33 protein-coding genes and 1 pseudogene are annotated in these 20,434 nt (G+C 68.4%); all 34 read left to right on the plus strand.

All coding sequences use genetic code 11. From position 1 onward, the window contains the following. Window positions 1-136 precede the first annotated feature (136 nt). The 34 genes and pseudogenes from tuf to truA all read left to right on the plus strand — a co-directional run bounded on the left by tuf (window position 137) and on the right by truA (window position 20,411). Complete coding sequence (gene tuf, locus AB0I71_RS25300; protein ID WP_099849588.1) at window positions 137-1,330, plus strand: elongation factor Tu; 1,194 nt, start codon at window positions 137-139, stop codon at window positions 1,328-1,330. A gap of 349 nt (window positions 1,331-1,679) precedes the next feature. Next, on the plus strand, window positions 1,680-1,988 hold the full coding sequence (rpsJ, locus tag AB0I71_RS25305) for a 30S ribosomal protein S10 (protein ID WP_007073037.1): 309 nt from the start codon (window positions 1,680-1,682) through the stop codon (window positions 1,986-1,988). Between the two features lie 11 nt (window positions 1,989-1,999). After that, the gene (gene rplC / locus AB0I71_RS25310; RefSeq protein ID WP_357588637.1) at window positions 2,000-2,665 is read left to right on the plus strand and encodes a 50S ribosomal protein L3; all 666 of its coding nucleotides are present in this window, start codon (window positions 2,000-2,002) and stop codon (window positions 2,663-2,665) included. Further along, window positions 2,662-3,312: a 50S ribosomal protein L4 gene (gene rplD, locus AB0I71_RS25315; RefSeq protein ID WP_093403609.1), complete on the plus strand. Its 651-nt coding sequence runs from the start codon at window positions 2,662-2,664 to the stop codon at window positions 3,310-3,312. Before rplC ends, rplD begins: the two co-directional genes overlap by 4 nt. Beyond that, entirely contained in the window at window positions 3,309-3,611 is a 303-nt protein-coding gene (rplW, locus tag AB0I71_RS25320) for a 50S ribosomal protein L23 (RefSeq protein ID WP_093403611.1), read from the plus strand. The genes rplD and rplW overlap by 4 nt, the downstream gene beginning before the upstream one ends. A 12-nt stretch (window positions 3,612-3,623) precedes the next feature. Then, window positions 3,624-4,463 (plus strand): 50S ribosomal protein L2, encoded by an 840-nt coding sequence (rplB, locus tag AB0I71_RS25325; protein WP_204000273.1) that lies wholly within the window; start codon window positions 3,624-3,626, stop codon window positions 4,461-4,463. A 12-nt stretch (window positions 4,464-4,475) separates the two neighbouring features. Further along, a complete protein-coding gene (gene rpsS, locus AB0I71_RS25330; protein ID WP_013735950.1) occupies window positions 4,476-4,757 on the plus strand; it encodes a 30S ribosomal protein S19 in 282 nt (93 codons plus the stop codon). Between the two features lie 40 nt (window positions 4,758-4,797). Beyond that, entirely contained in the window at window positions 4,798-5,253 is a 456-nt protein-coding gene (gene rplV, locus AB0I71_RS25335; RefSeq protein ID WP_093403614.1) for a 50S ribosomal protein L22, read from the plus strand. Further along, window positions 5,253-6,119 carry a 30S ribosomal protein S3 gene (gene rpsC, locus AB0I71_RS25340; RefSeq protein WP_203997238.1) on the plus strand — a complete coding sequence of 289 codons (867 nt, stop codon included), beginning with the start codon at window positions 5,253-5,255 and terminating at the stop codon, window positions 6,117-6,119. Before rplV ends, rpsC begins: the two co-directional genes overlap by 1 nt. 3 nt (window positions 6,120-6,122) lie before the next feature. Next, window positions 6,123-6,548, plus strand: a complete 426-nt coding sequence (gene rplP / locus AB0I71_RS25345; protein WP_007465292.1) for a 50S ribosomal protein L16 — start codon at window positions 6,123-6,125, stop codon at window positions 6,546-6,548. Next, window positions 6,548-6,784: a 50S ribosomal protein L29 gene (gene rpmC / locus AB0I71_RS25350; RefSeq protein ID WP_007073028.1), complete on the plus strand. Its 237-nt coding sequence runs from the start codon at window positions 6,548-6,550 to the stop codon at window positions 6,782-6,784. Before rplP ends, rpmC begins: the two co-directional genes overlap by 1 nt. After that, window positions 6,781-7,059 (plus strand): 30S ribosomal protein S17, encoded by a 279-nt coding sequence (gene rpsQ, locus AB0I71_RS25355; protein WP_099849597.1) that lies wholly within the window; start codon window positions 6,781-6,783, stop codon window positions 7,057-7,059. Before rpmC ends, rpsQ begins: the two co-directional genes overlap by 4 nt. A gap of 95 nt (window positions 7,060-7,154) precedes the next feature. Continuing rightward, window positions 7,155-7,523, plus strand: coding sequence for a 50S ribosomal protein L14 (gene rplN / locus AB0I71_RS25360; protein ID WP_007073026.1), 369 nt, complete (start codon window positions 7,155-7,157; stop codon window positions 7,521-7,523). Further along, window positions 7,520-7,840 carry a 50S ribosomal protein L24 gene (rplX, locus tag AB0I71_RS25365; RefSeq protein ID WP_170863408.1) on the plus strand — a complete coding sequence of 107 codons (321 nt, stop codon included), beginning with the start codon at window positions 7,520-7,522 and terminating at the stop codon, window positions 7,838-7,840. The genes rplN and rplX overlap by 4 nt, the downstream gene beginning before the upstream one ends. Next, window positions 7,840-8,409 carry a 50S ribosomal protein L5 gene (gene rplE, locus AB0I71_RS25370; protein WP_093403618.1) on the plus strand — a complete coding sequence of 190 codons (570 nt, stop codon included), beginning with the start codon at window positions 7,840-7,842 and terminating at the stop codon, window positions 8,407-8,409. Before rplX ends, rplE begins: the two co-directional genes overlap by 1 nt. A 1-nt stretch (window position 8,410) precedes the next feature. After that, window positions 8,411-8,596, plus strand: a complete 186-nt coding sequence (locus AB0I71_RS25375; protein ID WP_007073023.1) for a type Z 30S ribosomal protein S14 — start codon at window positions 8,411-8,413, stop codon at window positions 8,594-8,596. 97 nt (window positions 8,597-8,693) lie between these two features. Then, window positions 8,694-9,101, plus strand: a complete 408-nt coding sequence (rpsH, locus tag AB0I71_RS25380; RefSeq protein ID WP_093403619.1) for a 30S ribosomal protein S8 — start codon at window positions 8,694-8,696, stop codon at window positions 9,099-9,101. Between the two features lie 16 nt (window positions 9,102-9,117). Beyond that, the gene (rplF, locus tag AB0I71_RS25385) at window positions 9,118-9,660 is read left to right on the plus strand and encodes a 50S ribosomal protein L6 (protein WP_357588641.1); all 543 of its coding nucleotides are present in this window, start codon (window positions 9,118-9,120) and stop codon (window positions 9,658-9,660) included. Next, window positions 9,657-10,046, plus strand: a complete 390-nt coding sequence (gene rplR, locus AB0I71_RS25390; protein ID WP_093403621.1) for a 50S ribosomal protein L18 — start codon at window positions 9,657-9,659, stop codon at window positions 10,044-10,046. Before rplF ends, rplR begins: the two co-directional genes overlap by 4 nt. A 34-nt stretch (window positions 10,047-10,080) precedes the next feature. Continuing rightward, complete coding sequence (rpsE, locus tag AB0I71_RS25395) at window positions 10,081-10,695, plus strand: 30S ribosomal protein S5 (RefSeq protein ID WP_093403623.1); 615 nt, start codon at window positions 10,081-10,083, stop codon at window positions 10,693-10,695. Continuing rightward, the gene (gene rpmD / locus AB0I71_RS25400) at window positions 10,695-10,877 is read left to right on the plus strand and encodes a 50S ribosomal protein L30 (protein WP_018784560.1); all 183 of its coding nucleotides are present in this window, start codon (window positions 10,695-10,697) and stop codon (window positions 10,875-10,877) included. The genes rpsE and rpmD overlap by 1 nt, the downstream gene beginning before the upstream one ends. Next, on the plus strand, window positions 10,877-11,320 hold the full coding sequence (gene rplO, locus AB0I71_RS25405) for a 50S ribosomal protein L15 (RefSeq protein WP_357588645.1): 444 nt from the start codon (window positions 10,877-10,879) through the stop codon (window positions 11,318-11,320). Before rpmD ends, rplO begins: the two co-directional genes overlap by 1 nt. A 232-nt stretch (window positions 11,321-11,552) precedes the next feature. After that, on the plus strand, window positions 11,553-12,875 hold the full coding sequence (secY, locus tag AB0I71_RS25410; protein WP_204000280.1) for a preprotein translocase subunit SecY: 1,323 nt from the start codon (window positions 11,553-11,555) through the stop codon (window positions 12,873-12,875). Further along, window positions 12,876-13,529 (plus strand): adenylate kinase, encoded by a 654-nt coding sequence (locus tag AB0I71_RS25415; RefSeq protein WP_210936527.1) that lies wholly within the window; start codon window positions 12,876-12,878, stop codon window positions 13,527-13,529. It begins immediately after the preceding gene. Between the two features lie 87 nt (window positions 13,530-13,616). Beyond that, entirely contained in the window at window positions 13,617-14,468 is an 852-nt protein-coding gene (gene map / locus AB0I71_RS25420) for a type I methionyl aminopeptidase (protein ID WP_357588648.1), read from the plus strand. Between the two features lie 97 nt (window positions 14,469-14,565). Next, window positions 14,566-15,054: pseudogene (locus AB0I71_RS25425) on the plus strand (DUF1707 domain-containing protein); the annotation flags it as partial. Window positions 15,055-15,538: 484 nt separating this feature from the next. Beyond that, complete coding sequence (infA, locus tag AB0I71_RS25430) at window positions 15,539-15,760, plus strand: translation initiation factor IF-1 (protein ID WP_007073013.1); 222 nt, start codon at window positions 15,539-15,541, stop codon at window positions 15,758-15,760. 91 nt (window positions 15,761-15,851) lie between these two features. Further along, entirely contained in the window at window positions 15,852-15,965 is a 114-nt protein-coding gene (gene rpmJ / locus AB0I71_RS25435; protein WP_012184307.1) for a 50S ribosomal protein L36, read from the plus strand. A 214-nt stretch (window positions 15,966-16,179) separates the two neighbouring features. Further along, the gene (rpsM, locus tag AB0I71_RS25440) at window positions 16,180-16,560 is read left to right on the plus strand and encodes a 30S ribosomal protein S13 (RefSeq protein WP_357588650.1); all 381 of its coding nucleotides are present in this window, start codon (window positions 16,180-16,182) and stop codon (window positions 16,558-16,560) included. Window positions 16,561-16,677: 117 nt separating this feature from the next. After that, a complete protein-coding gene (rpsK, locus tag AB0I71_RS25445) occupies window positions 16,678-17,085 on the plus strand; it encodes a 30S ribosomal protein S11 (RefSeq protein ID WP_013288613.1) in 408 nt (135 codons plus the stop codon). A 13-nt stretch (window positions 17,086-17,098) separates the two neighbouring features. After that, complete coding sequence (gene rpsD / locus AB0I71_RS25450) at window positions 17,099-17,725, plus strand: 30S ribosomal protein S4 (protein WP_123240570.1); 627 nt, start codon at window positions 17,099-17,101, stop codon at window positions 17,723-17,725. A gap of 98 nt (window positions 17,726-17,823) precedes the next feature. Continuing rightward, the gene (locus AB0I71_RS25455; RefSeq protein WP_013735931.1) at window positions 17,824-18,846 is read left to right on the plus strand and encodes a DNA-directed RNA polymerase subunit alpha; all 1,023 of its coding nucleotides are present in this window, start codon (window positions 17,824-17,826) and stop codon (window positions 18,844-18,846) included. A gap of 34 nt (window positions 18,847-18,880) precedes the next feature. After that, on the plus strand, window positions 18,881-19,441 hold the full coding sequence (rplQ, locus tag AB0I71_RS25460) for a 50S ribosomal protein L17 (protein ID WP_357588653.1): 561 nt from the start codon (window positions 18,881-18,883) through the stop codon (window positions 19,439-19,441). 139 nt (window positions 19,442-19,580) lie between these two features. Continuing rightward, entirely contained in the window at window positions 19,581-20,411 is an 831-nt protein-coding gene (gene truA, locus AB0I71_RS25465) for a tRNA pseudouridine(38-40) synthase TruA (protein WP_357588655.1), read from the plus strand. The last annotated feature ends 23 nt before the right edge of the window (window positions 20,412-20,434 follow it).

The following is a 20,434-nucleotide window of genomic DNA, read 5'->3' on the forward strand; positions in this document are numbered from 1 at the left end:
CCGGGCCTGTAGGCTTCATCGCCGCAGAACCCACAAAGCTCTCCGGCCGTCAGGCCGGAAAGGCTGTCGACAGAGTCCTAAGCGCCGACCTGGCGCGCCGGGGCGAACGAACCAAGAAGTCCACAGGAGGACACCAGTGGCGAAGGCGAAGTTCGAGCGGACTAAGCCGCACGTCAACATCGGCACCATTGGTCACATCGACCACGGTAAGACGACGCTGACGGCGGCCATCACCAAGGTCCTGCACGACCAGTACCCGGACCTGAACCCGTACACGCCGTTCGACGAGATCGACAAGGCGCCCGAGGAGAAGGCCCGGGGCATCACGATCTCGATCGCGCACGTCGAGTACCAGACCGAGGCGCGGCACTACGCGCACGTCGACTGCCCCGGTCACGCCGACTACATCAAGAACATGATCACCGGTGCCGCCCAGATGGACGGCGCGATCCTGGTGGTCGCGGCGACCGACGGCCCGATGCCGCAGACCCGCGAGCACGTGCTGCTGGCCCGCCAGGTCGGCGTGCCGTACATCGTCGTGGCGCTGAACAAGAGCGACATGGTCGACGACGAGGAGCTGCTGGAGCTCGTCGAGCTCGAGGTCCGTGAGCTGCTCTCGGCCCAGGAGTACCCGGGCGACGACCTGCCGGTCGTTCGTGTCTCGGCGCTCAAGGCCCTCGAGGGCGACCCGGAGTGGACCGGCCGCCTCCTGGAGCTGATGAACGCGGTCGACACCGCGATCCCGCAGCCGGAGCGCGAGACCGAGAAGCCGTTCCTGATGCCGATCGAGGACGTGTTCACGATCACCGGTCGTGGCACCGTCGTCACCGGTCGCGCCGAGCGCGGCGTGCTCAAGCCGAACGAGGAGGTGGAGATCGTCGGTATCCGCGAGAAGTCGCAGAAGACGGTCTGCACCGGCATCGAGATGTTCCGCAAGCTGCTCGACGAGGCCCGTGCGGGTGAGAACGTCGGTCTGCTGCTGCGCGGCATCAAGCGCGAGGACGTCGAGCGCGGCATGGTGGTCGTCAAGCCGGGCACCAGCACCCCGCACACCGAGTTCGAGGCGACGGTCTACATCCTCTCCAAGGAGGAGGGCGGCCGGCACACCCCGTTCTTCCAGAACTACCGTCCGCAGTTCTACTTCCGGACCACGGACGTCACCGGTGTCGTCACCCTCCCCGAGGGCACCGAGATGGTCATGCCGGGCGACAACACCACGATGACCGTGAAGCTGATCCAGCCCATCGCGATGGAGGACAACCTCAAGTTCGCGATCCGGGAGGGTGGCCGTACGGTCGGCGCTGGTCGCGTCACCAAGATCATCAAGTGAGCTGGGTAACCCCGATTAGACCCGCCGCCGGTCGTGCGGCATACTAGTCAGGTTGCGTAACGACAGTTCGCCGCCCGTGTTCGGCTTCCGCTGAACCTCCGGGTAGGCAGAGCAGTCGGGCGTGGGGTGGTTGGCGGCCCGTCCGTCAACCACCCTCGCGCGGCGCTCAGGTCGCCTCAGTGCGATCGGCGCCTCGACCCACCGCGGTCAGGATCGCTCCGGTGTCCCGGGGCGGAGCCTGGCCCCAGGGCGCGACACGCCCGACCGCGGGGGTGGGCGAAGAGGGTCTGTGCCAGCCGGTACAGGCACCCGCAACACAGCGGCATCGAGAGAAGGAACAGAAGCCACCATGGCGGGACAGAAGATCCGCATCCGGCTCAAGGCCTATGACCACGAGGTCGTCGACTCCTCGGCTCGGAAGATCGTCGAGACGGTGACGCGTACCGGGGCGCAGGTCGCGGGCCCGGTGCCGCTGCCCACGGAGATCAACCGTTTCTGCGTCATCCGCTCGCCGCACAAGTACAAGGACTCGCGCGAGCACTTCGAGATGCGTACGCACAAGCGACTGATCGACATCATCGACCCGACCCCGAAGACGGTCGACTCGCTCATGCGCCTCGACCTGCCGGCTGGCGTCGACATCGAGATCAAGCTGTAGGGACCGGACACATGGACAGGCAAGTTAAGGGGATCCTGGGCGCGAAGCTCGGCATGACCCAGGTCTGGGACAACAACCGTGTTGTCCCGGTGACCGTGGTTCAGGCCGGCCCCTGCGTCATCACCCAGGTTCGTGACGCCGACAAGGACGGTTACTCCGCGGTCCAGCTGGCGTACGGGACGATCGACCCGCGGAAGGCCAAGAAGCCGCTGCGCGGGCACTACGCCAAGGCTGACGTGGCGCCGCGCCGGCACATCGTCGAGCTGCGCACCAACGACGCCGCGGACTACTCGCTCGGCCAGGAGGTCACGGTCGAGGAGTTCCCGGTCGGCGTCTCGATCGACGTGACCGGCAAGACCAAGGGCAAGGGCTACGCCGGCCCGATGAAGCGGCACGGCTTCCACGGTCTGCGGGCCAGCCACGGTGTCGAGCGCAAGCACCGTTCGCCGGGCTCCATCGGCGCCTGCGCCACTCCGGGTCGCGTCTTCAAGGGCACCCGGATGGCCGGCCGCATGGGTGGCGTGCGCTACACCGTGCAGAACCTGACCGTCCAGGCGGTCGACACCGAGAACAATCTCCTGCTCGTCCGTGGCGCCATCCCTGGCCCCAAGGGCGCGCTGGTCCTGGTCCGTACCGCGGCCAAGGCCAAGGCGAAGAAGGGCGGTGTGGGCAAGTGACCACCGTTGACGTCCTCAACTCAGAGGGCACCAAGACCGGCTCGGTCGAGCTGCCCGCCGACATCTTCGACGCGCAGGCCAACATCGCGCTGATGCACCAGGTCGTCGTGGCGCAGCTCGCTGCCGCCCGGCAGGGCACCCACAAGACCAAGACCCGGGGCGAGGTCGCTGGCGGCGGCAAGAAGCCGTACAAGCAGAAGGGCACCGGTCGGGCCCGGCAGGGCTCGATCCGCGCGCCGCAGTTCGCCGGCGGTGGCGTGGTCCACGGCCCGGTGCCGCGCGACTACAGCCAGCGCACCCCGAAGAAGATGAAGGCCGCCGCACTGCGTGGCGCCCTGTCGGACCGGGCGCGCGCCGGGCAGGTGCACGTCGTCGAGGCGTTCGTCTCGGGCGAGAAGCCGTCGACCAAGGCTGCGCTGACCGCGCTCGCCAAGCTGACCACCGCCCGGCGGGTGCTGGTCGTGCTGAGCAGCACCGACGAGCTGAACTGGGTGTCGCTGCGCAACGAGCCGCGGGTGCACCTGATCGAGGCCGGCCAGCTCAACACGTACGACGTGCTGGTGGCCGACGATGTGGTCTTCACCAAGGAGGCCCTGGACGAGTTCCTGGGCGTTCCGGCCGAGACCACCGAGGAGGGTGGCAAGTGAGCACGATCGCCGATCCGCGCGACATCATCGTCGCGCCGGTCGTCTCGGAGAAGAGCTACAGCGAGCTGAACCGCAACTGGTACACCTTCCTGGTGCACCCGGACGCGAACAAGACCGCGATCAAGATCGCTATCGAGCAGATCTTCAACGTCCGTGTCCTGACGGTCAACACGCTCAACCGCGAGGGCAAGCGCAAGCGGACCCGTACCGGGTTCGGCAAGCGCAAGGACACCAAGCGGGCGATGGTGAAGCTGGCTGAGGGCGACCGCATCGAGGCCTTCGGCGGCCCGGTCAGCTGAGGGGTGTAGACAATGGCTATTCGTAAGTACAAGCCGACGACGCCGGGCCGGCGTGGCTCCAGCGTCGCCGACTTCGCCGAGATCACCCGGTCGACGCCCGAGAAGTCGCTGCTGGCTCCGCTGCCCAAGAAGGGCGGCCGGAACGTGCACGGCCGGATCACCGCCCGGCACCAGGGTGGCGGCCACAAGCGTCAGTACCGGATCATCGACTTCAAGCGGGTCGACAAGGACGGTGTGCCGGCCAAGGTCGCGCACATCGAGTACGACCCGAACCGCACCGCGCGGATCGCGCTGCTGCACTACGCCGACGGCGAGAAGCGTTACATCATCGCGCCGAAGGACCTGAAGCAGGGCGACACCGTCGAGTCGGGTCCGAGCGCCGACATCAAGCCGGGCAACAACCTGCCGCTGCGCAACATCCCGGTCGGTACCACGATCCACAACGTGGAGCTGCGTCCGGGCGGCGGCGCCAAGCTGGCCCGCTCGGCCGGTGTCGGCATCCAGCTGCTCGGCCGCGAGGGCGCGTACGCGACCCTGCGTATGCCGTCCGGCGAGATCCGGCGGGTGGACGTGCGCTGCCGCGCCAGCATCGGTGAGATCGGCAACGCCGACCAGTCAAACATCAACTGGGGTAAGGCCGGCCGGATGCGCTGGAAGGGCAAGCGCCCGACCGTGCGTGGTGTCGCCATGAACCCGGTCGACCACCCGCACGGTGGTGGTGAGGGCAAGACCTCCGGTGGTCGCCACCCGGTCAACCCGCAGGGTAAGCCCGAGGGCCGCACCCGTCGTAAGGGCCAGCCGAGTGACCGGCTGATCGTCCGCCGTCGCTACGCCACGCGTAAGCGCGGCTGAGGGAGATAAGACATGCCTCGCAGCCTGAAGAAGGGCCCGTTCATCGACGACCACCTGCTCAAGAAGGTGGAGACGCAGAACGAAAAGGGCTCGAAGAACGTCATCAAGACCTGGTCGCGGCGCTCGACGATCATCCCGGAGATGCTCGGGCACACGATCGCCGTGCACGACGGACGTAAGCACGTCCCGGTGTTCGTGACCGAGGCGATGGTCGGGCACAAGCTCGGCGAGTTCGCGTTGACCCGCACGTTCAAGGGTCACGAAAAGGACGACCGGAAGAGCCGCCGGCGCTGACGCCGCGGGCATACGGATAGAGGATCAAGGGGTTACAGCGATGCCAGGAAAGGGCGACGCTCCGGTGCTTCCGGGCGCGCGGGCGGTTGCGCGACACGTGCGCATCTCGCCGATGAAGGCGCGCCGGGTGGTCAACCTCGTCCGCGGCCTGCCCGCGAAGGAGGCTCTCACGGTGCTGCAGTTCGCGCCGCAGGCTGCGAGCGAGCAGGTGTACAAGGTGCTCGCGAGCGCGATCGCCAACGCGGAGAACAACGAGCGGCTGGACCCCGACGCGCTGCTCGTCAGCGAGGCGTTCGTGGACGAGGGCCCGACGATGAAGCGGTTCCAGCCACGGGCGCAGGGCCGGGCGTACCGGATCCGTAAGCGCACCTGCCACATCACCGTGGCGGTCGAGGCGGTCGCGCCGGCCGCGCCGAGGAAGTCGGCGAACAAGGCGGCTCCGGCGAAGCAGACCGCGCCGGCCGAGACGCAAAGCAACACGGAGGGCGCCGAGTAATGGGTCAGAAGGTTCACCCGCACGGGTTCCGGCTCGGCATCTCTACCGACTGGAAGTCCCGCTGGTTCGCGGACAAGCTCTACAAGGACTACATCGGCGAGGATGTCAAGATCCGCCGGATGATGTCCAAGGGGCTGGAGCGCGCCGGCATCTCCAAGGTTGACATCGAGCGCACCCGCGACCGGGTCCGCGTCGACATCCACACCGCACGGCCGGGCATCGTCATCGGCCGTAAGGGCGCGGAGGCCGACCGGATCCGCGGCGAGCTGGAGAAGCTCACCGGCAAGCAGGTGCAGCTGAACATCATCGAGGTGAAGAACCCCGAGTCGGACGCGCAGCTGGTCGCCCAGGGCGTTGCCGAGCAGCTCTCCAGCCGGGTCAGCTTCCGCCGCGCGATGCGCAAGGCGATGCAGTCGGCGATGAAGAACCCGATGTGCAAGGGCATCCGGGTGCAGGTCTCGGGTCGCCTCGGCGGCGCCGAGATGAGCCGCACGGAGTTCTACCGCGAGGGTCGGGTTCCGCTGCACACGCTGCGGGCCAACATCGAGTACGGCTTCTTCGAGGCCCGTACCACCTTCGGCCGGATCGGCGTGAAGGTCTGGATCTACAAGGGTGACGCGGTGCCGGGTCGGGAGACTCCGACCGAGGCGCCGTCGCGCCCGCGCCGGGAGCGCGGTGACCGGCCCGAGCGGCCGCGCCGCGGTCGGTCGGGTTCGTCCGGCACGACCTCCGGTGGCACCGAGGCCGGCCGGGCTGCCGCGACGACCGTCGCGCAGCAGGCCGAGACGCCGAGTGGCGAGCCGGTAGACAGCGCTGCTGTCGCGGCTGCCGCTTCGGCTCCGGCAGAAACGCAGCAGGAGGGCTGACAGATGCTGATGCCGCGCAAGCCCCCGAAGGGCTTCCGCAAGCCGCACCACCCGGACCGCAGCGGCGCGTCCAAGGGCGGCAACCGGGTGGTGTTCGGCGAGTTCGGGATCCAGGCTCTGGAACCGGCGTACGTGACCAACCGGCAGATCGAGTCGGCGCGTATCGCGATGACCCGCCACATCAAGCGTGGCGGCAAGGTCTGGATCACCATCTTCCCGGACCAGGCCCTCACCAAGAAGCCGGCGGAAACCCGGATGGGTTCCGGTAAGGGCTCGCCCGAGTGGTGGGTCGCGAACGTCAAGCCCGGGCGGGTTCTCTTCGAGATGTCCTTCCCGAACGAGCAGATCGCGCGAGAGGCGATGCGTCGCGCGATCCACAAGCTCCCGATGAAGTGCCGCATTGTTACGCGCGAAGTGGGTGAATCCTGATGGCAGCGGGCGTTAAGGCCTCCGAGCTGCGTGAGCTCTCCGAGGAGGAGCTGGTCACGAAGCTGCGCGAGGCCAAGGCGGAGCTGTTCAACCTCCGCGTGCAGGCCGCAACCGGGCAGCTGGACAACAACCGGCGGCTGCAGGTCATCCGTCGGGAGATCGCCCGGATCTACACGATCATGCGTGAGCGTGAGCTGGGGCTCTCGGCCGCGCCGACTGAGGTGACTGCTTCATGAGCGAGAACACGACCGCCACCCAGCCGCGGGGCCGCCGCAAGGTCCGTGAGGGCCTCGTGGTCAGCGACAAGATGGAAAAGACCGTCGTGGTCGAGGTCGAGGACCGGGTCAAGCACGCGCTGTACGGCAAGATCATGCGCCGGACCAGCAAGCTCAAGGTCCACGACGAGCAGAACTCCGCTGGCATCGGCGACCGCGTCCTGATCATGGAGACCCGGCCGCTCTCCGCCACCAAGCGGTGGCGGCTCGTGGAGATCCTCGAGAAGGCCAAGTAGCGAAGGCTCGAGCTCGGCCGGGACGGTCGGGCGCAGGTTCCGCCAGGCTCCGGCCGCTCCGGCGGCCGGAGAACCGGCAGACATAGGAGATAGACGTGATTCAGCAGGAGTCGCGACTGCGCGTCGCCGACAACACGGGTGCCCGGGAGATCCTGTGCATCCGGGTTCTCGGTGGCTCCGGTCGGCGCTACGCGAGCATCGGCGACGTCATCGTGGCCACCGTCAAGGACGCGATCCCGGGTGCCGGTGTGAAGAAGGGCGACGTGGTCAAGGCCGTCGTCGTCCGCACCGCCAAGGAGAAGCGGCGGCCGGACGGCTCGTACATCCGCTTCGACGAGAACGCCGCCGTCATCATCAAGGACGGTGGGGACCCGCGCGGTACCCGTATCTTCGGCCCGGTCGGCCGCGAGCTGCGGGACAAGCGGTTCATGAAGATCATCTCTCTCGCGCCGGAGGTGTTGTGACCGTGAAGGTCAAGAAGGGCGACACGGTCGTCGTCATCGCCGGCAAGGACAAGGGTGCCAAGGGCAAGGTCATCGCGGCCTACCCGCGGCAGGACAAGGTCCTGGTCGAGGGCGTGAACCGGATCAAGAAGCACACTCGCATCAGCACCACCCAGCGTGGCGCCAAGACCGGTGGCATCGTCACCCAGGAGGCCCCGATCCACGTCTCGAACGTGATGGTCGTGGACTCCGACGGCAAGCCGACCCGCGTCGGTTACCGGATCGACGAGAACGGCCAGAAGGTTCGCATCGCGCGTAGCACCGGTAAGGACCTGTGATGACCACGGCTACCGAAACCAAGACGATGCCGCGCCTCAAGGAGCGGTACCGCAACGAGATCATCGCCCAGCTGCGCGAGCAGTACGAGTACGGCAACCCGATGCAGGTGCCGCGGCTGGTCAAGATCGTCGTGAACATGGGTGTGGGCGAGGCTGCCCGGGACGCCAAGCTCATCGACGGTGCGGTCCGCGACCTGGCCACCATCACCGGCCAGAAGCCGCAGGTCCGGCGGGCGACGAAGTCCATCGCGCAGTTCAAGCTGCGGGAAGGCATGCCGATCGGCGCGAAGGTGACCCTGCGCGGCGACCGGATGTGGGAGTTCCTGGACCGGCTGCTGTCCATCGCGCTGCCGCGTATCCGTGACTTCCGCGGCCTCGACGGGCGCAAGCTCGACGGGCACGGCAACTACACGTTCGGTCTGACCGAGCAGTCGGTGTTCCACGAGATCGACCAGGACAAGATCGATCGCCAGCGGGGCATGGACATCACGGTGGTCACGACCGCCACGACCGACGACGAGGGCCGGGCGCTGCTGAAGCTCCTGGGCTTCCCGTTCAAGGAGAACTGAGATGGCCAAGAAGGCGCTGATCCTGAAGGCGGCCGCGAAGCCGAAGTTCTCGGTTCGCGCGTACACCCGCTGCCAGCGGTGCGGGCGTCCCAAGGCGGTCTACCGCAAGTTCGGGCTCTGCCGGGTGTGCATCCGGGAGATGGCCCACCGCGGTGAGCTGCCCGGCGTGTCCAAGGCTTCCTGGTAATAGCCCGGCGCGCTCCGGCGCGTCAGCTGGACTGTCTCTTCGCCGTAGGCCTGCGACGTGTCGCGGGAACCCCGGCGAGAAAGGTTGACGAGTTTTCATGACGATGACCGACCCGATCGCAGACATGCTCACGCGTCTGCGTAACGCCAACCAGGCGTACCACGACCGGGTGACGATGCCCTACTCGAAGATCAAGGCGAACATCGCCGAGGTCCTCAAGTCCGAGGGTTACATCGCCACCTGGGCAGTCGAGGAGCCCGAGGAGGGTGCCGTCGGCAAGCGACTGGTCGTCGAGCTGAAGTACGGCCAGAACCGGGAGCGGAGCCTGGCCGGTATCAAGCGCGTCTCCAAGCCCGGTCTGCGGGTGTACGCCAAGTCGGACGGGCTCCCCCGGGTGCTCGGTGGGCTGGGCGTGGCGATCATTTCGACGTCCCAGGGGCTGCTTACCGACCGGCAGGCCCGCAAGCGGAGCGTTGGCGGGGAAGTCCTCGCCTTCGTCTGGTAACGGGAGACAGGTAGAAATGTCGCGTATTGGACGTAAGTCGATCCCGGTGCCATCCGGAGTCGACGTGACGATCGACGGCCGGACCGTCAAGGTCAAGGGCCCCAAGGGCGAGCTGTCGCACACCCTGGCCGAGCCGATCACCATCGAGCGGGCCGAGGACGGGCAACTGAGCGTCAACCGCCCGAACGACGAGCGCAAGGCCAAGGAACTGCACGGCCTGAGCCGTACCCTGGTCGCCAACATGATCGTCGGGGTCACCGAGGGCTACCGTAAGAGCCTGGAGATCGCCGGCACCGGTTACCGGGTCGTGGCCAAGGGCAAGGACCTGGAGTTCGCGCTCGGGTTCTCGCACCCGGTGCAGGTGCAGGCGCCCGAGGGCATCACCTTCACGGTGGAGCGCCCGACGCTGTTCCACGTGGCCGGCATCGACAAGCAACTCGTCGGTGAGGTCGCCGCCAACATCCGGAAGATCCGCCCGCCGGAGCCCTACAAGGGCAAGGGCGTGAAGTACCAGGGCGAAGTCATCCGACGCAAGGCCGGAAAGGCAGGTAAGAAGTGAGCGCCACGCTGCTCAAGCGCCGCCGCGGCGTCGCCGCCAAGCGTGCCGTCGGGCGGGCGCGGCGGCACTTCCGAGTGCGCAAGAACGTCAGCGGCACCGCCGCGCGTCCCCGCCTGGTGGTCACCCGTTCGCTGCGGCACATCGTCGCCCAGATCGTGGACGACACCAAGGGTCACACCTTGGCGTCGGCCTCGACCCTGGACGCCTCGGTGCGCGGCACGGAGGGCGACAAGAGCGCCCTGGCTGGCAAGGTCGGCACGCTGCTGGCCGAGCGGGCCAAGGCCGCTGGCATCTCCAAGGTCGTCTTCGACCGCGGCGGCAACCGGTACGCGGGGCGGGTCGCCGCGCTTGCCGACGCCGCCCGCGAAGCCGGGCTCGAGTTCTGACAATCCCCGTCACGAGAGAGAAGGAAGGCTGCTGATGCCAGGTCAACAGCGCCGTGGCGGCGGGTCCGGTGGCAACGAGGGTGGTCGCCGCGACAACCGCCGTGAGGGCGGCCGCGGAAACGCGCCCGCCGAGAAGACCCCGCACCTCGAGCGGGTCGTCGCGATCAACCGCGTCGCCAAGGTCGTGAAGGGTGGTCGTCGCTTCAGCTTCACCGCCCTGGTGATCGTGGGCGACGGCGACGGCACCGTGGGCGTGGGCTACGGAAAGGCCAAGGAGGTGCCCGCGGCGATCGCCAAGGGCGTCGAGGAGGCCAAGAAGCACTTCTTCAAGGTGCCGCGGATCGGTTCCTCGATCCCGCACCCGGTCACGGGCGAGGACGCCGCCGGGGTGGTGCTGCTCAAGCCGGCCTCCGCCGGTACGGGCGTCATCGCCGGTGGTCCGGTCCGTGCCGTGCTGGAGTGCGCGGGCATCCACGACGTGCTCTCCAAGAGCCTGGGCTCGTCGAACCCGATCAACATCGTGCACGCCACCGTGGCCGCGCTGAAGGGGCTGGAGTCCCCGGAGGCCGTTGCCGCGCGGCGGGGCCTGCCGGTGGAGGACGTCGCGCCGGCGGCCATGCTGGCCTCGCGGGCGGAGGTGGCATCCTGATGGCACGTCTCAAGGTCACCCAGGTCCGTTCCGAGATCGGGACCAAGCGCAACCAGCGCGAGTCGCTGCGTTCGCTCGGTCTCAAGCGGATCAATGACGTGGTGGTCAAGGAGGACCGGCCCGAGATTCGCGGCATGATCTTCACGGTCAACCACCTCGTGAAGGTCGAGGAGGTCGAGTAATGACGATCAAGGTCCATCACCTGCGTCCGGCGCCGGGTGCCAAGACCGCTAAGACCCGCGTGGGTCGCGGTGAGGGCTCCAAGGGCAAGACCGCCGGTCGCGGTACCAAGGGTTCGAAGGCCCGGAAGAACATCTCGGCGGCGTTCGAGGGTGGGCAGATGCCCATCCACATGCGCCTGCCGAAGCTGAAGGGCTTCAAGAACAAGTTCAAGGTGGTCTTCCAGGTTGTCAACCTGGACCGCCTGGCCGAGCTGTTCCCCAACGGTGGCCAGGTCGGCCCGACCGAGATGGTCGAGGCCGGCGCGGTCCGCAAGGGGCAGCCGGTGAAGGTCCTCGGCACCGGGGACCTCGGCGGGGTGGCGCTCCAGGTGTCGGCGCACGCGTTCAGCGCGTCGGCCAAGGAGAAGATCACCGCCGCCGGTGGCTCCGCAACCGAGCTGTAGAGCTGTTTTACCTTGGCGCCCGCCAGTTGATCCCAGCTGGCGGGCGCCAAGGTCTACAAGGGCCTTGTGCGCCCGGTAACATCGGATTCGGTTTATGTGGCCGGGCACATCTGCCCGGACCGGGATCGGGCTGTTAGAGTCCCTTCCCAGCCATGGATATCGGGCACTTGCCCGGAACCCACCCCGACCCGCCAGGGACGACCGGCGGCCCGCCTCGCGCAGGAGGAAGAAGTTGCTGTCCGCCTTTCTCAGTGCGTTCCGTACGCCTGACCTGCGCAAGAAGCTGCTGTTCACAGTCGGCATCATCGCGATCTACCGGCTCGGCGCCACGGTGCCCAGCCCGGGCGTCTCGTACGGCAACGTGCAGAAGTGCCTGGAGTCCATCGAAGGCTCCACCGGCGTACTGAACCTGCTCGACCTCTTCTCCGGCGGCGCGCTGCTGCAGCTGTCGATCTTCGCGTTGGGCATCATGCCCTACATCACCGCGTCGATCATCCTGCAGCTGCTGACGGTGGTCATTCCCCGGCTCGAGCAGCTCCGCAAGGAGGGCCAGGCGGGCCAGGCGAAGATCACCCAGTACACCCGCTACCTGACGCTGGGGCTGGGTGTCCTGCAGGCCTCGGCGTTCGTGGCGCTGGCCCGTTCCGGGCAGCTGTTCAACAACCAGTGCAACGAGGAGATCATCCCGACCGGCACCGGCATCCCGGACTGGCTGACCCTGTCCATCCTGGTGATGACGATGACCGCCGGCACCGGCATGGTCATGTGGCTCGGTGAGCTGATCACCGACCGGGGTGTCGGTAACGGCATGTCGGTCCTGATCTTCACCTCGATCGCCGCCCGCCTGCCCAGCGAGGGCTGGCGGATCAAGGAGAGCCAGGGCTGGTGGAAGTTCCTGCTCGTCATCGCGCTGGTCCTGGTGGTCATCACCGCTGTCACCTTCATCGAGCAGGCGCAGCGTCGGATCCCGGTGCAGTACGCCAAGCGCATGATCGGCCGGCGGATGTACGGCGGCACCTCGACCTACATCCCGCTGAAGGTCAACCAGGCGGGTGTGATCCCGGTCATCTTCGGTTCGTCGCTGCTCTACCTGCCGCAGCTGGCGTTGCAGTTCTTTGATCAGAATGACCCGGGCAAGACCCAGGCGTGGATCCAGAACAACCTGGTCGACCCGACCAGCCCGATCTACATCGTGGTCTACTTCATGCTGATCATCTTCTTCACCTACTTCTACGTCTCGATCACGTTCAACCCGACCGAGGTCGCAGACAACATGAAGAAGTACGGCGGCTTCGTGCCGGGCATCCGCCCCGGCAAGCCGACCGCCGACTACCTGGACTTCATCCTCAGTCGCATCACCCTGCCGGGTGCGCTGTACCTCGCGACCATCTCGATCCTGCCGAACTTCTTCTTCATCTGGCTGGACCGGCAGCAGTACCTCAACTTCCCGTTCGGTGGTACCGCTGTGCTGATCATGGTTGGCGTGGCTCTGGAGACGAGCAAGCAGATCGAGAGCCAACTGATGCAGCGGAACTACGAAGGGTTCCTGCGGTAGATGAGACTGGTTCTGGTGGGCCCGCCGGGTGCGGGCAAGGGCACACAGGCGGAGTTCATCGCCGCGCACCTGTCCGTGCCGAAGATCTCGACCGGCGACATCTTCCGGGCCAACGTGTCCCAGGGCACGCCGCTCGGCGTCGAGGCCAAGCGGTACATGGACGCCGGAAAGCTCGTGCCGGACGAGGTCACCATCAACATGGTGCGGGACCGGCTCGCTGAGCCGGATGCCGCCGAGGGATTCCTGCTCGACGGTTTCCCGCGCACCACCCCGCAGGCCGCGGCGCTGGACAAGCTCCTCGCGGACCTCGGGACCGCGTTGGACATCGTGCTCGAACTGGTCGTCGACGACGACGAGGTGATCCGGCGGCTCTCCGGCCGGCGTACCTGCCGGGGCTGCGGCAAGATCTGGCATGTCGAGTTCGACGCGACCAGCCGGGAAGGCATCTGCGACAGGTGTGGCGCGGAGCTGTTCCAGCGGGACGACGACAAGCCGGAGACCATCGCCGCGCGGCTGCGGGAGTACGCCGAGAAGACCGCGCCGCTTGTGGACTACTACGGCGCGCAGGGCAAGCTGGTCGGCATCGACGCCACCGGCCCGGTGGAGGACGTCACGGTCCGCGCCATCGACGCCCTGCGGTCGTACGGGGGCTGAGGTCGCCCGGCGGCCGGCCGGATAGAGTGCGAACAGCGGGGTACGCCGGTCGTACCCCGCTGTTCGGCAACGAAAGGTAGCGCCTCCATGCGTCGTCCCCAGCTGGACATCCAGCTGAAGACTCCTGAGCAGATCGAGAAGATGCGTGCCGCCGGCCTCGTGGTCGCGGCGGCGCTCCGCCGGATGCGGGAGGCGGCGGCCCCCGGGGTGAGCACCGCCGACCTGGACGCGATCGCCGAAGCGACGATCCGCGAGGCGGGAGCGGTCCCGTCGTTCAAGGGCTACCACGGCTTCCCGGCGTCGATCTGTTCGTCGGTCAACGAGCAGATCGTGCACGCCATCCCGTCACCGAAGCAGGTCCTCGCCGAGGGCGACCTGATCTCGATCGACTGCGGAGCGGTGCTCGACGGCTGGCACGGCGACGCGGCGATCACGGTCGGCGTGGGCGAGGTCGATCCGGCGCTGCTGCGGATGGCCGAGGTGGCCGAGGACGCTATGTGGGCCGGGATCGCTGCGGCCGCTCGCGGCGCCGCCAGCGGCAAGGGTCGACTGACCGACATCTCGCACGCGGTGGAGCGCGCGGTACGCAAGGCGGGGCGTTACGGCATCGTCGACGGCTACGGCGGCCACGGCATCGGCACCGAGATGCATCAGGACCCGCATGTGCTCAACCACGGGCGGCCGGGCAAGGGGCCGCGGTTGGTGCCGGGGCTGGCGCTGGCCATCGAGCCGATGATCACCATGGGGTCGCCGCGTACCGCGGAACTCGCGGACGGCTGGACGGTCGTCACCCGCGACGGCTCGCGTGCCGCGCACGTCGAGCACACGATGGCCCTGCTGCCCGACGGGGTGTGGGTGCTGACCGCCCACGACGGTGGCCGTGCCCGCCTGGGCGACCTGGTCACCGCTCGCCAGCCGAGCGCCACGCACACCGCCTGACGGGCAGCGGCGGCGGACCGTCCGGGAGCACCGCGGCGGGATCCCTCCGGTACGGCCGGCAGGGCGGCGCTGGCAGCGCGGTGGCATGCTTGCCGGCATGGACGAGCGGGACGCGATGCGGGCAGCGGACTCTGACCGGCAGGCCGTCGCCGAACGCCTCCGGGTCGCCCTCGACGAGGGCCGGCTCGACCTGCACGAGTACGACGAGCGGTTGCAGCGGGCCTATGCCGCCCGCACGTACGCCGAGTTGGATGCCCTCGTCAGCGATCTGCCGGCGCCCGTCGGTGCGGTGGTGCCGACGCCTCGGGGGCCGGACGCCCCGGTGCCGGCCGGGGTCGGACGTGGGCTGACCGCGCGCTGGTTGGTCGAGGTCTGGGAACCCTGGCTGAAGGTGGTCGGGATCGTGGTGGCGATCTGGGCGGTCAGCTCGCTGGCGACCCGTGAAGCGCTCTACTTCTGGCCGGGTTGGGTTGCGGGTCCGTGGGGGGCTGTGGTCCTGGTGCGTACCGTCACCGGACTGGCCAGCGGTGAGCCCCAGCGGTGGGCGGCGGAGCGGGAGCGCCGCCGGCAGCGGCGGGCGGAGAAGCGCGCACTCAAGCGGGAGCGCAAGGCCCTCGGCCAGCAGCAGCCCGGTGCCGTCGGGCCGGTCGGCCCGGGCGGGGGAGCGGCCGGCGACGGTGCCGCGCTGGCGACCGGCGGCGTCCCCGGCGATCGGCGGGCGGTGGTCGGCGACGACGTCACCGGCGACGCGGCGGCGGCCCCCGGTGGCCCGGCGGATACCGAGGCCGGCGAGGTCACCGAGACGCCGGTGCGAGGCCCCGACCGGGGCGATGTGGGCTGAACGTCCCGTTTTCGGGACCGGACCGAGCCCAGCTGGCCGGTCGGTTTGGCGACCGCGTGCAGGCGGGCGTACACTTTCTGATCGGCGCACAGCGTCCACTCCGCCATGCCCACCAGCGCTTCGGTGGGACGCGGAGCCGCGGCTGGCGCGGGAAGCCTGATCTTGGTCAAGCACCCGTGTAAGACGTTGTGGGCCGTCCGGAGCAACCGACGTCAGGACAGCGGAGGACATGCCGAAAAAAGACGGAGCCATCGAGATCGAAGGTCGGGTCATCGAGCCCCTGCCGAACGCTATGTTCCGGGTGGAGCTCGCCAACGGCCACAAGGTGCTGGCTCACATCAGCGGCAAGATGCGGCAGCACTACATCCGCATCCTGCCGGAGGATCGAGTCGTCGTCGAGCTTTCGCCGTACGACCTGACCCGCGGGCGCATCGTCTACCGCTACAAGTAAGCCTGACGGCGGCCGGGAAACGTCCCGTGTCCGTCTTCGACGTCCGGTGTCGCGCCTCGTGGCGCCGGGCCAGATGGGAAGTAAGGCAACCGTGAAGGTCAAGCCGAGCGTCAAGAGGATCTGCAACAAGTGCCGGGTGATCCGCCGGCACGGCCGGGTCATGGTCATCTGCACCGACCCGCGCCACAAGCAGCGCCAGGGCTGAACCAGCCCACACAACACACATGCTCGTCCCAGCCGCGAGCGGTGCGCAGCGCGTACTCAATCGTGGTTGACCCCCGGTCGAAGGCCGGGGCCCGCTCGGGCAGCGACCGATCCCGGTCGCCGGCGCCATCGGCGTCGGAAGGACAGGGACGGCCGGTAGCGGGGTGGGACGGGTCCACACCTTCGCCAGCACACCACGAGGAGTACGCCCGCACATGGCACGTCTAGTCGGCGTCGACCTTCCCCGCGAAAAGCGGATGGAGATCGCGCTCACCTACATCTTCGGCGTGGGCCGCACCCGCGCCCTGGAGACGCTCAGCGTTACCGGCATCTCGCCGGACAAGCGCGTCCGCGACCTCACGGACGAGGAGCTGGTCCAGCTCCGCAACCACATCGAGGCCAACTACAAGGTTGAAGGCGACCTGCGCCGCGAGGTCGCCGCTGACATCCGCCGCAAGGTCGAGATCGGCTGCTACGCCGGCATCCGGCACCGCCGGGGCCTGCCCGTGCGTGGCCAGCGGACCAAGACCAACGCACGGACCCGCAAGGGCCCGAAGCGGACTGTCGCCGGCAAGAAGAAGCCGGGCAAGAAGTAATTCTTTAACCGGAATTCTGGTCGTTCTCCGTCGAGGTAGGCCGGGCTCCAACCGGAACCGGTGTCTACGAAATCAACAGGGCGAGAAGCCAGAACCCATTCAGGAGCGCACAGACTTATGCCACCGAAGGCTCGTGCCGGAGCCGCCGTCAAGAAGGTCCGGCGCAAGGAACGTAAGAACGTCGCCCACGGGCAGGCGCACATCAAGAGCACCTTCAACAACACCATCGTCTCGATCACCGATCCGACTGGTGCCGTCATCTCCTGGGCCTCGTCCGGCCAGGTGGGCTTCAAGGGCTCCCGCAAGTCGACTCCGTTCGCCGCACAGCTGGCCGCCGAGGCCGCCGCGCGTCGGGCCATGGAGCACGGCATGCGCAAGGTCGACGTGTTCGTCAAGGGCCCCGGTTCCGGCCGGGAGACCGCCATCCGTTCGCTGCAGGCCGTGGGCCTTGAGGTCGGGCAGATCTCCGACGTCACCCCGCAGCCGCACAACGGGTGCCGTCCGCCGAAGCGTCGTCGGGTCTGAGAGGTAGAGAGAGATGGCTCGTTACACCGGTGCTGACTGCCGCCGTTGCCGGCGGGAGAAGATGAAGCTGTTCCTCAAGGGCAGCAAGTGCGATGGTCCGAAGTGCCCGTTCGAGTCCCGGCCGTTCCCGCCCGGGCAGCACGGCCGCGGCCGCACGAAGGAGACGGAGTACCTGCTCCAGCTCCGTGAGAAGCAGAAGGCCCGCCGCGTGTACGGCGTGCTGGAGAAGCAGTTCCGCGGCTACTACGAGGAAGCCGTGGGCAAGAAGGCCAAGACCGGCGAGGTGCTGCTGCAGATCCTCGAGTCGCGGCTGGACAACGTGGTCTACCGGGCCGGCTACGCCAAGTCCCGTGACATGGCCCGTCAGCTGGTCAAGCACGGTCACTTCACGGTGAACGGCAAGAAGGTCGACATCCCGTCGTACCGCGTCAAGGAGCACGACATCATCGAGGTCCGGGGCAAGAGCAAGGAGCTCACCCCGTTCATCGTGGCCCAGGCCGAGGCCGGCTCCAAGACCGTTCCGGCGTGGCTGGAGGCGATCCCCAGCCAGATGAAGATCCTGGTGCACTCGCTCCCGGCCCGACAGGTGATCGACACCCAGGTCCAGGAGCAGCTGATCGTCGAGCTCTACTCCAAGTAAGGGCTCGTTGCGGTGGCCCTCCCCCGGCGGGGCGGGCCACCGGAACAGTTTGTGTCGTGGGCGTCATATGGCGGGCGCCCCGGAAGAGAAGAGAAGACATGCTCATCAGCCAGCGACCGACCCTCTCCGAGGAGTCGATCAACGAGACCCGGTCCCGGTTCACCATCGAGCCGCTGGAGCCGGGCTTCGGCTACACCCTGGGCAACTCGCTGCGGCGTACGCTGCTGTCGTCCATCCCGGGTGCGGCGGTCACCTCGATCAAGATCGACGGTGTGCTGCACGAGTTCACCACGATTCCCGGGGTCAAGGAGGACGTGGTCGAGCTCGTCATGAACATCAAGGAGCTCTGCGTCAGCTCCGAGCACGACGAGCCGGTCAGCATGTACCTGCGCAAGCAGGGCCCGGGCGACGTGACCGCCGGTGACATCCAGCCTCCGGCCGGTGTCTCGGTGCACAACCCGGACCTGAAGCTGGCCACCCTCAACGGCAAGGGCCGGCTCGACATGGAGCTGACCGTCGAGCGGGGGCGTGGTTACGTCACGGCGGCACAGAACAAGCAGGCGGGCGCGGAGATCGGCCGGATCCCGGTCGACTCGATCTACTCCCCGGTGCTCAAGGTGACCTACCGCGTCGAGGCGACCCGCGTCGAGCAGCGGACGGACTTCGACCGGCTGATCATCGACGTCGAGACCAAGCCGTCGATGGGCCCGCGTACCGCACTGGCCTCGGCCGGTTCGACGCTTGTGGAGCTGTTCGGGCTGGCCCGTGAGCTGGACGAGACCGCCGAGGGCATCGACATCGGCCCGTCTCCGCAGGACGCGCAGCTGGCGGCGGACCTGGCCCTGCCGATCGAGGAGCTGGACCTGACCGTCCGCTCCTACAACTGCCTCAAGCGCGAGGGCATCAACTCCGTTGGTGAGCTCATCGGGCGTACCGAGGCCGACCTCCTCGACATCCGCAACTTCGGTCAGAAGTCGATCGACGAGGTCAAGATGAAGCTCGCCGGGATGGGTCTCGGGCTGAAGGACTCGGCTCCGAACTTCGACCCGGCGCACGTCGTGGACGCCTTCGGCGAGGCCGACTACGACACCGACGACTACCGCGAGACCGAGCAGCTCTAGTCCGCGCTGCCGCCACACCTGAGGAGCACCAAGCATGCCCACGCCCACCAAGGGCCCCCGCCTCGGCGGCAGCCCCGCGCACGAGCGGCTGATGCTGGCCAACCTGGCCACCGCGCTGTTCCAGCACGGCAAGATCCAGACCACCGAGACCAAGGCTCGGCGGCTGCGTCCGCTCGCCGAGCAGCTGATCACCAAGGCCAAGCGGGGCGACCTCGCGTCGCGTCGGCGGGTGCTGACCGTGGTCAAGGACAAGGACGTGGTCTACTCCCTGTTCGACCAGATCGCGCCGCGGTACGCCAACCGCAACGGCGGCTACACCCGGATCGTGAAGACCGGTCCGCGCAAGGGTGACGCCGCGCCGATGGCGATCATCGAGCTGGTCGAGGAGCTTCAGGTCGCCGAGCCGAAGGCGAACAAGAAGACCGCCGGCCGCAAGGCCGCCCAGCAGGACAAGGTCGAGGCGCTGGCGCCGGCCGAGGAGGCCCCCGCGTCGCAGCCGGCCGACCAGGACGCCGAGCCGCCGCAGTCGGCTTCCGGTGACACCGCCGCTGCCCGCGAGGACAGCGACCTGGCCACCGAAGAAGGCAAGGCCTGATCCAGGCCGTCGTCGGGCCCGGCACCCCAGGGGGGTGCCGGGCCCGACCCGTTTAGGGTCGATGGCGAAGTTCCCGGTTGCTGACCCGGCCCGCCGCAGGCGGACCAGGGACTTCGTCGCCGACCCCAGGAGGTACCACGTGGAGGAGCGCACCCGGCTGCGGCTGGACGTCGCGTACGACGGCACAGCCTTCTCCGGTTGGGCCGCCCAGCCGGAGCGGCGGACCGTCGCGGGAGTGCTTGTCGAGACGCTGGATCTGGTGCTCGGTGCCGGCGTGGCGACGGGCCTGACAGTCGCCGGCCGCACCGATGCCGGGGTGCACGCCACCGGGCAGGTCTGCCACCTGGACCTGCCCACCGATGTCTGGGGGGTGCACGAGGGGCGGCTGCTGCGCCGGCTGGCCCGCCTGCTCCCGACCGATGTGCGGGTGCGGGCGATGCGTGCGGTGCCGGCCACCTTCGACGCCCGATTCTCGGCGACCTTCCGCCGCTACGAATACCGGGTGACCGACGCGCCGTGGGGGTGCGACCCGCTGCGTCGGCACGAGATCCTGGCCTGGCCCCGCGTACTCGACCTCGACCGGCTCGCCGCCGCGGCGGCCGGACTGGTGGGGGAGCACGACTTCGCCGCGTACTGCCGGCGCAAGGAGAACGCCACCACGCTGCGGGAGGTGACCAGGCTGGACTGGCGGCGGGACGCCGACGGGACGCTTGTCGCCACCGTGCAGGCCGACGCGTTCTGCCAGGCGATGGTCCGCAGCCTGGTCGGTGCCATGCTGGTCGCCGGTGACGGCCGTCGGCCGGTGCGCTGGCCAGCCGACCTGCTGGCGCGTCGGGAGCGGGCCAGCGAGGTGACCGTGGCACCGGCGCACGGGCTGACCCTGGTGGCCGTCGGCTATCCGGACGACCCCGTCGAGTACGCGCGCCGGGCTGAGGCGACCCGGCGGCTGCGGGTCGCCGTCGACAGCTGAGGCGGGCCCGTCAGGGCCCGCCT

The organism is Micromonospora sp. NPDC049891 (assembly GCF_040660295.1).
GTDB lineage: Bacteria > Actinomycetota > Actinomycetes > Mycobacteriales > Micromonosporaceae > Micromonospora.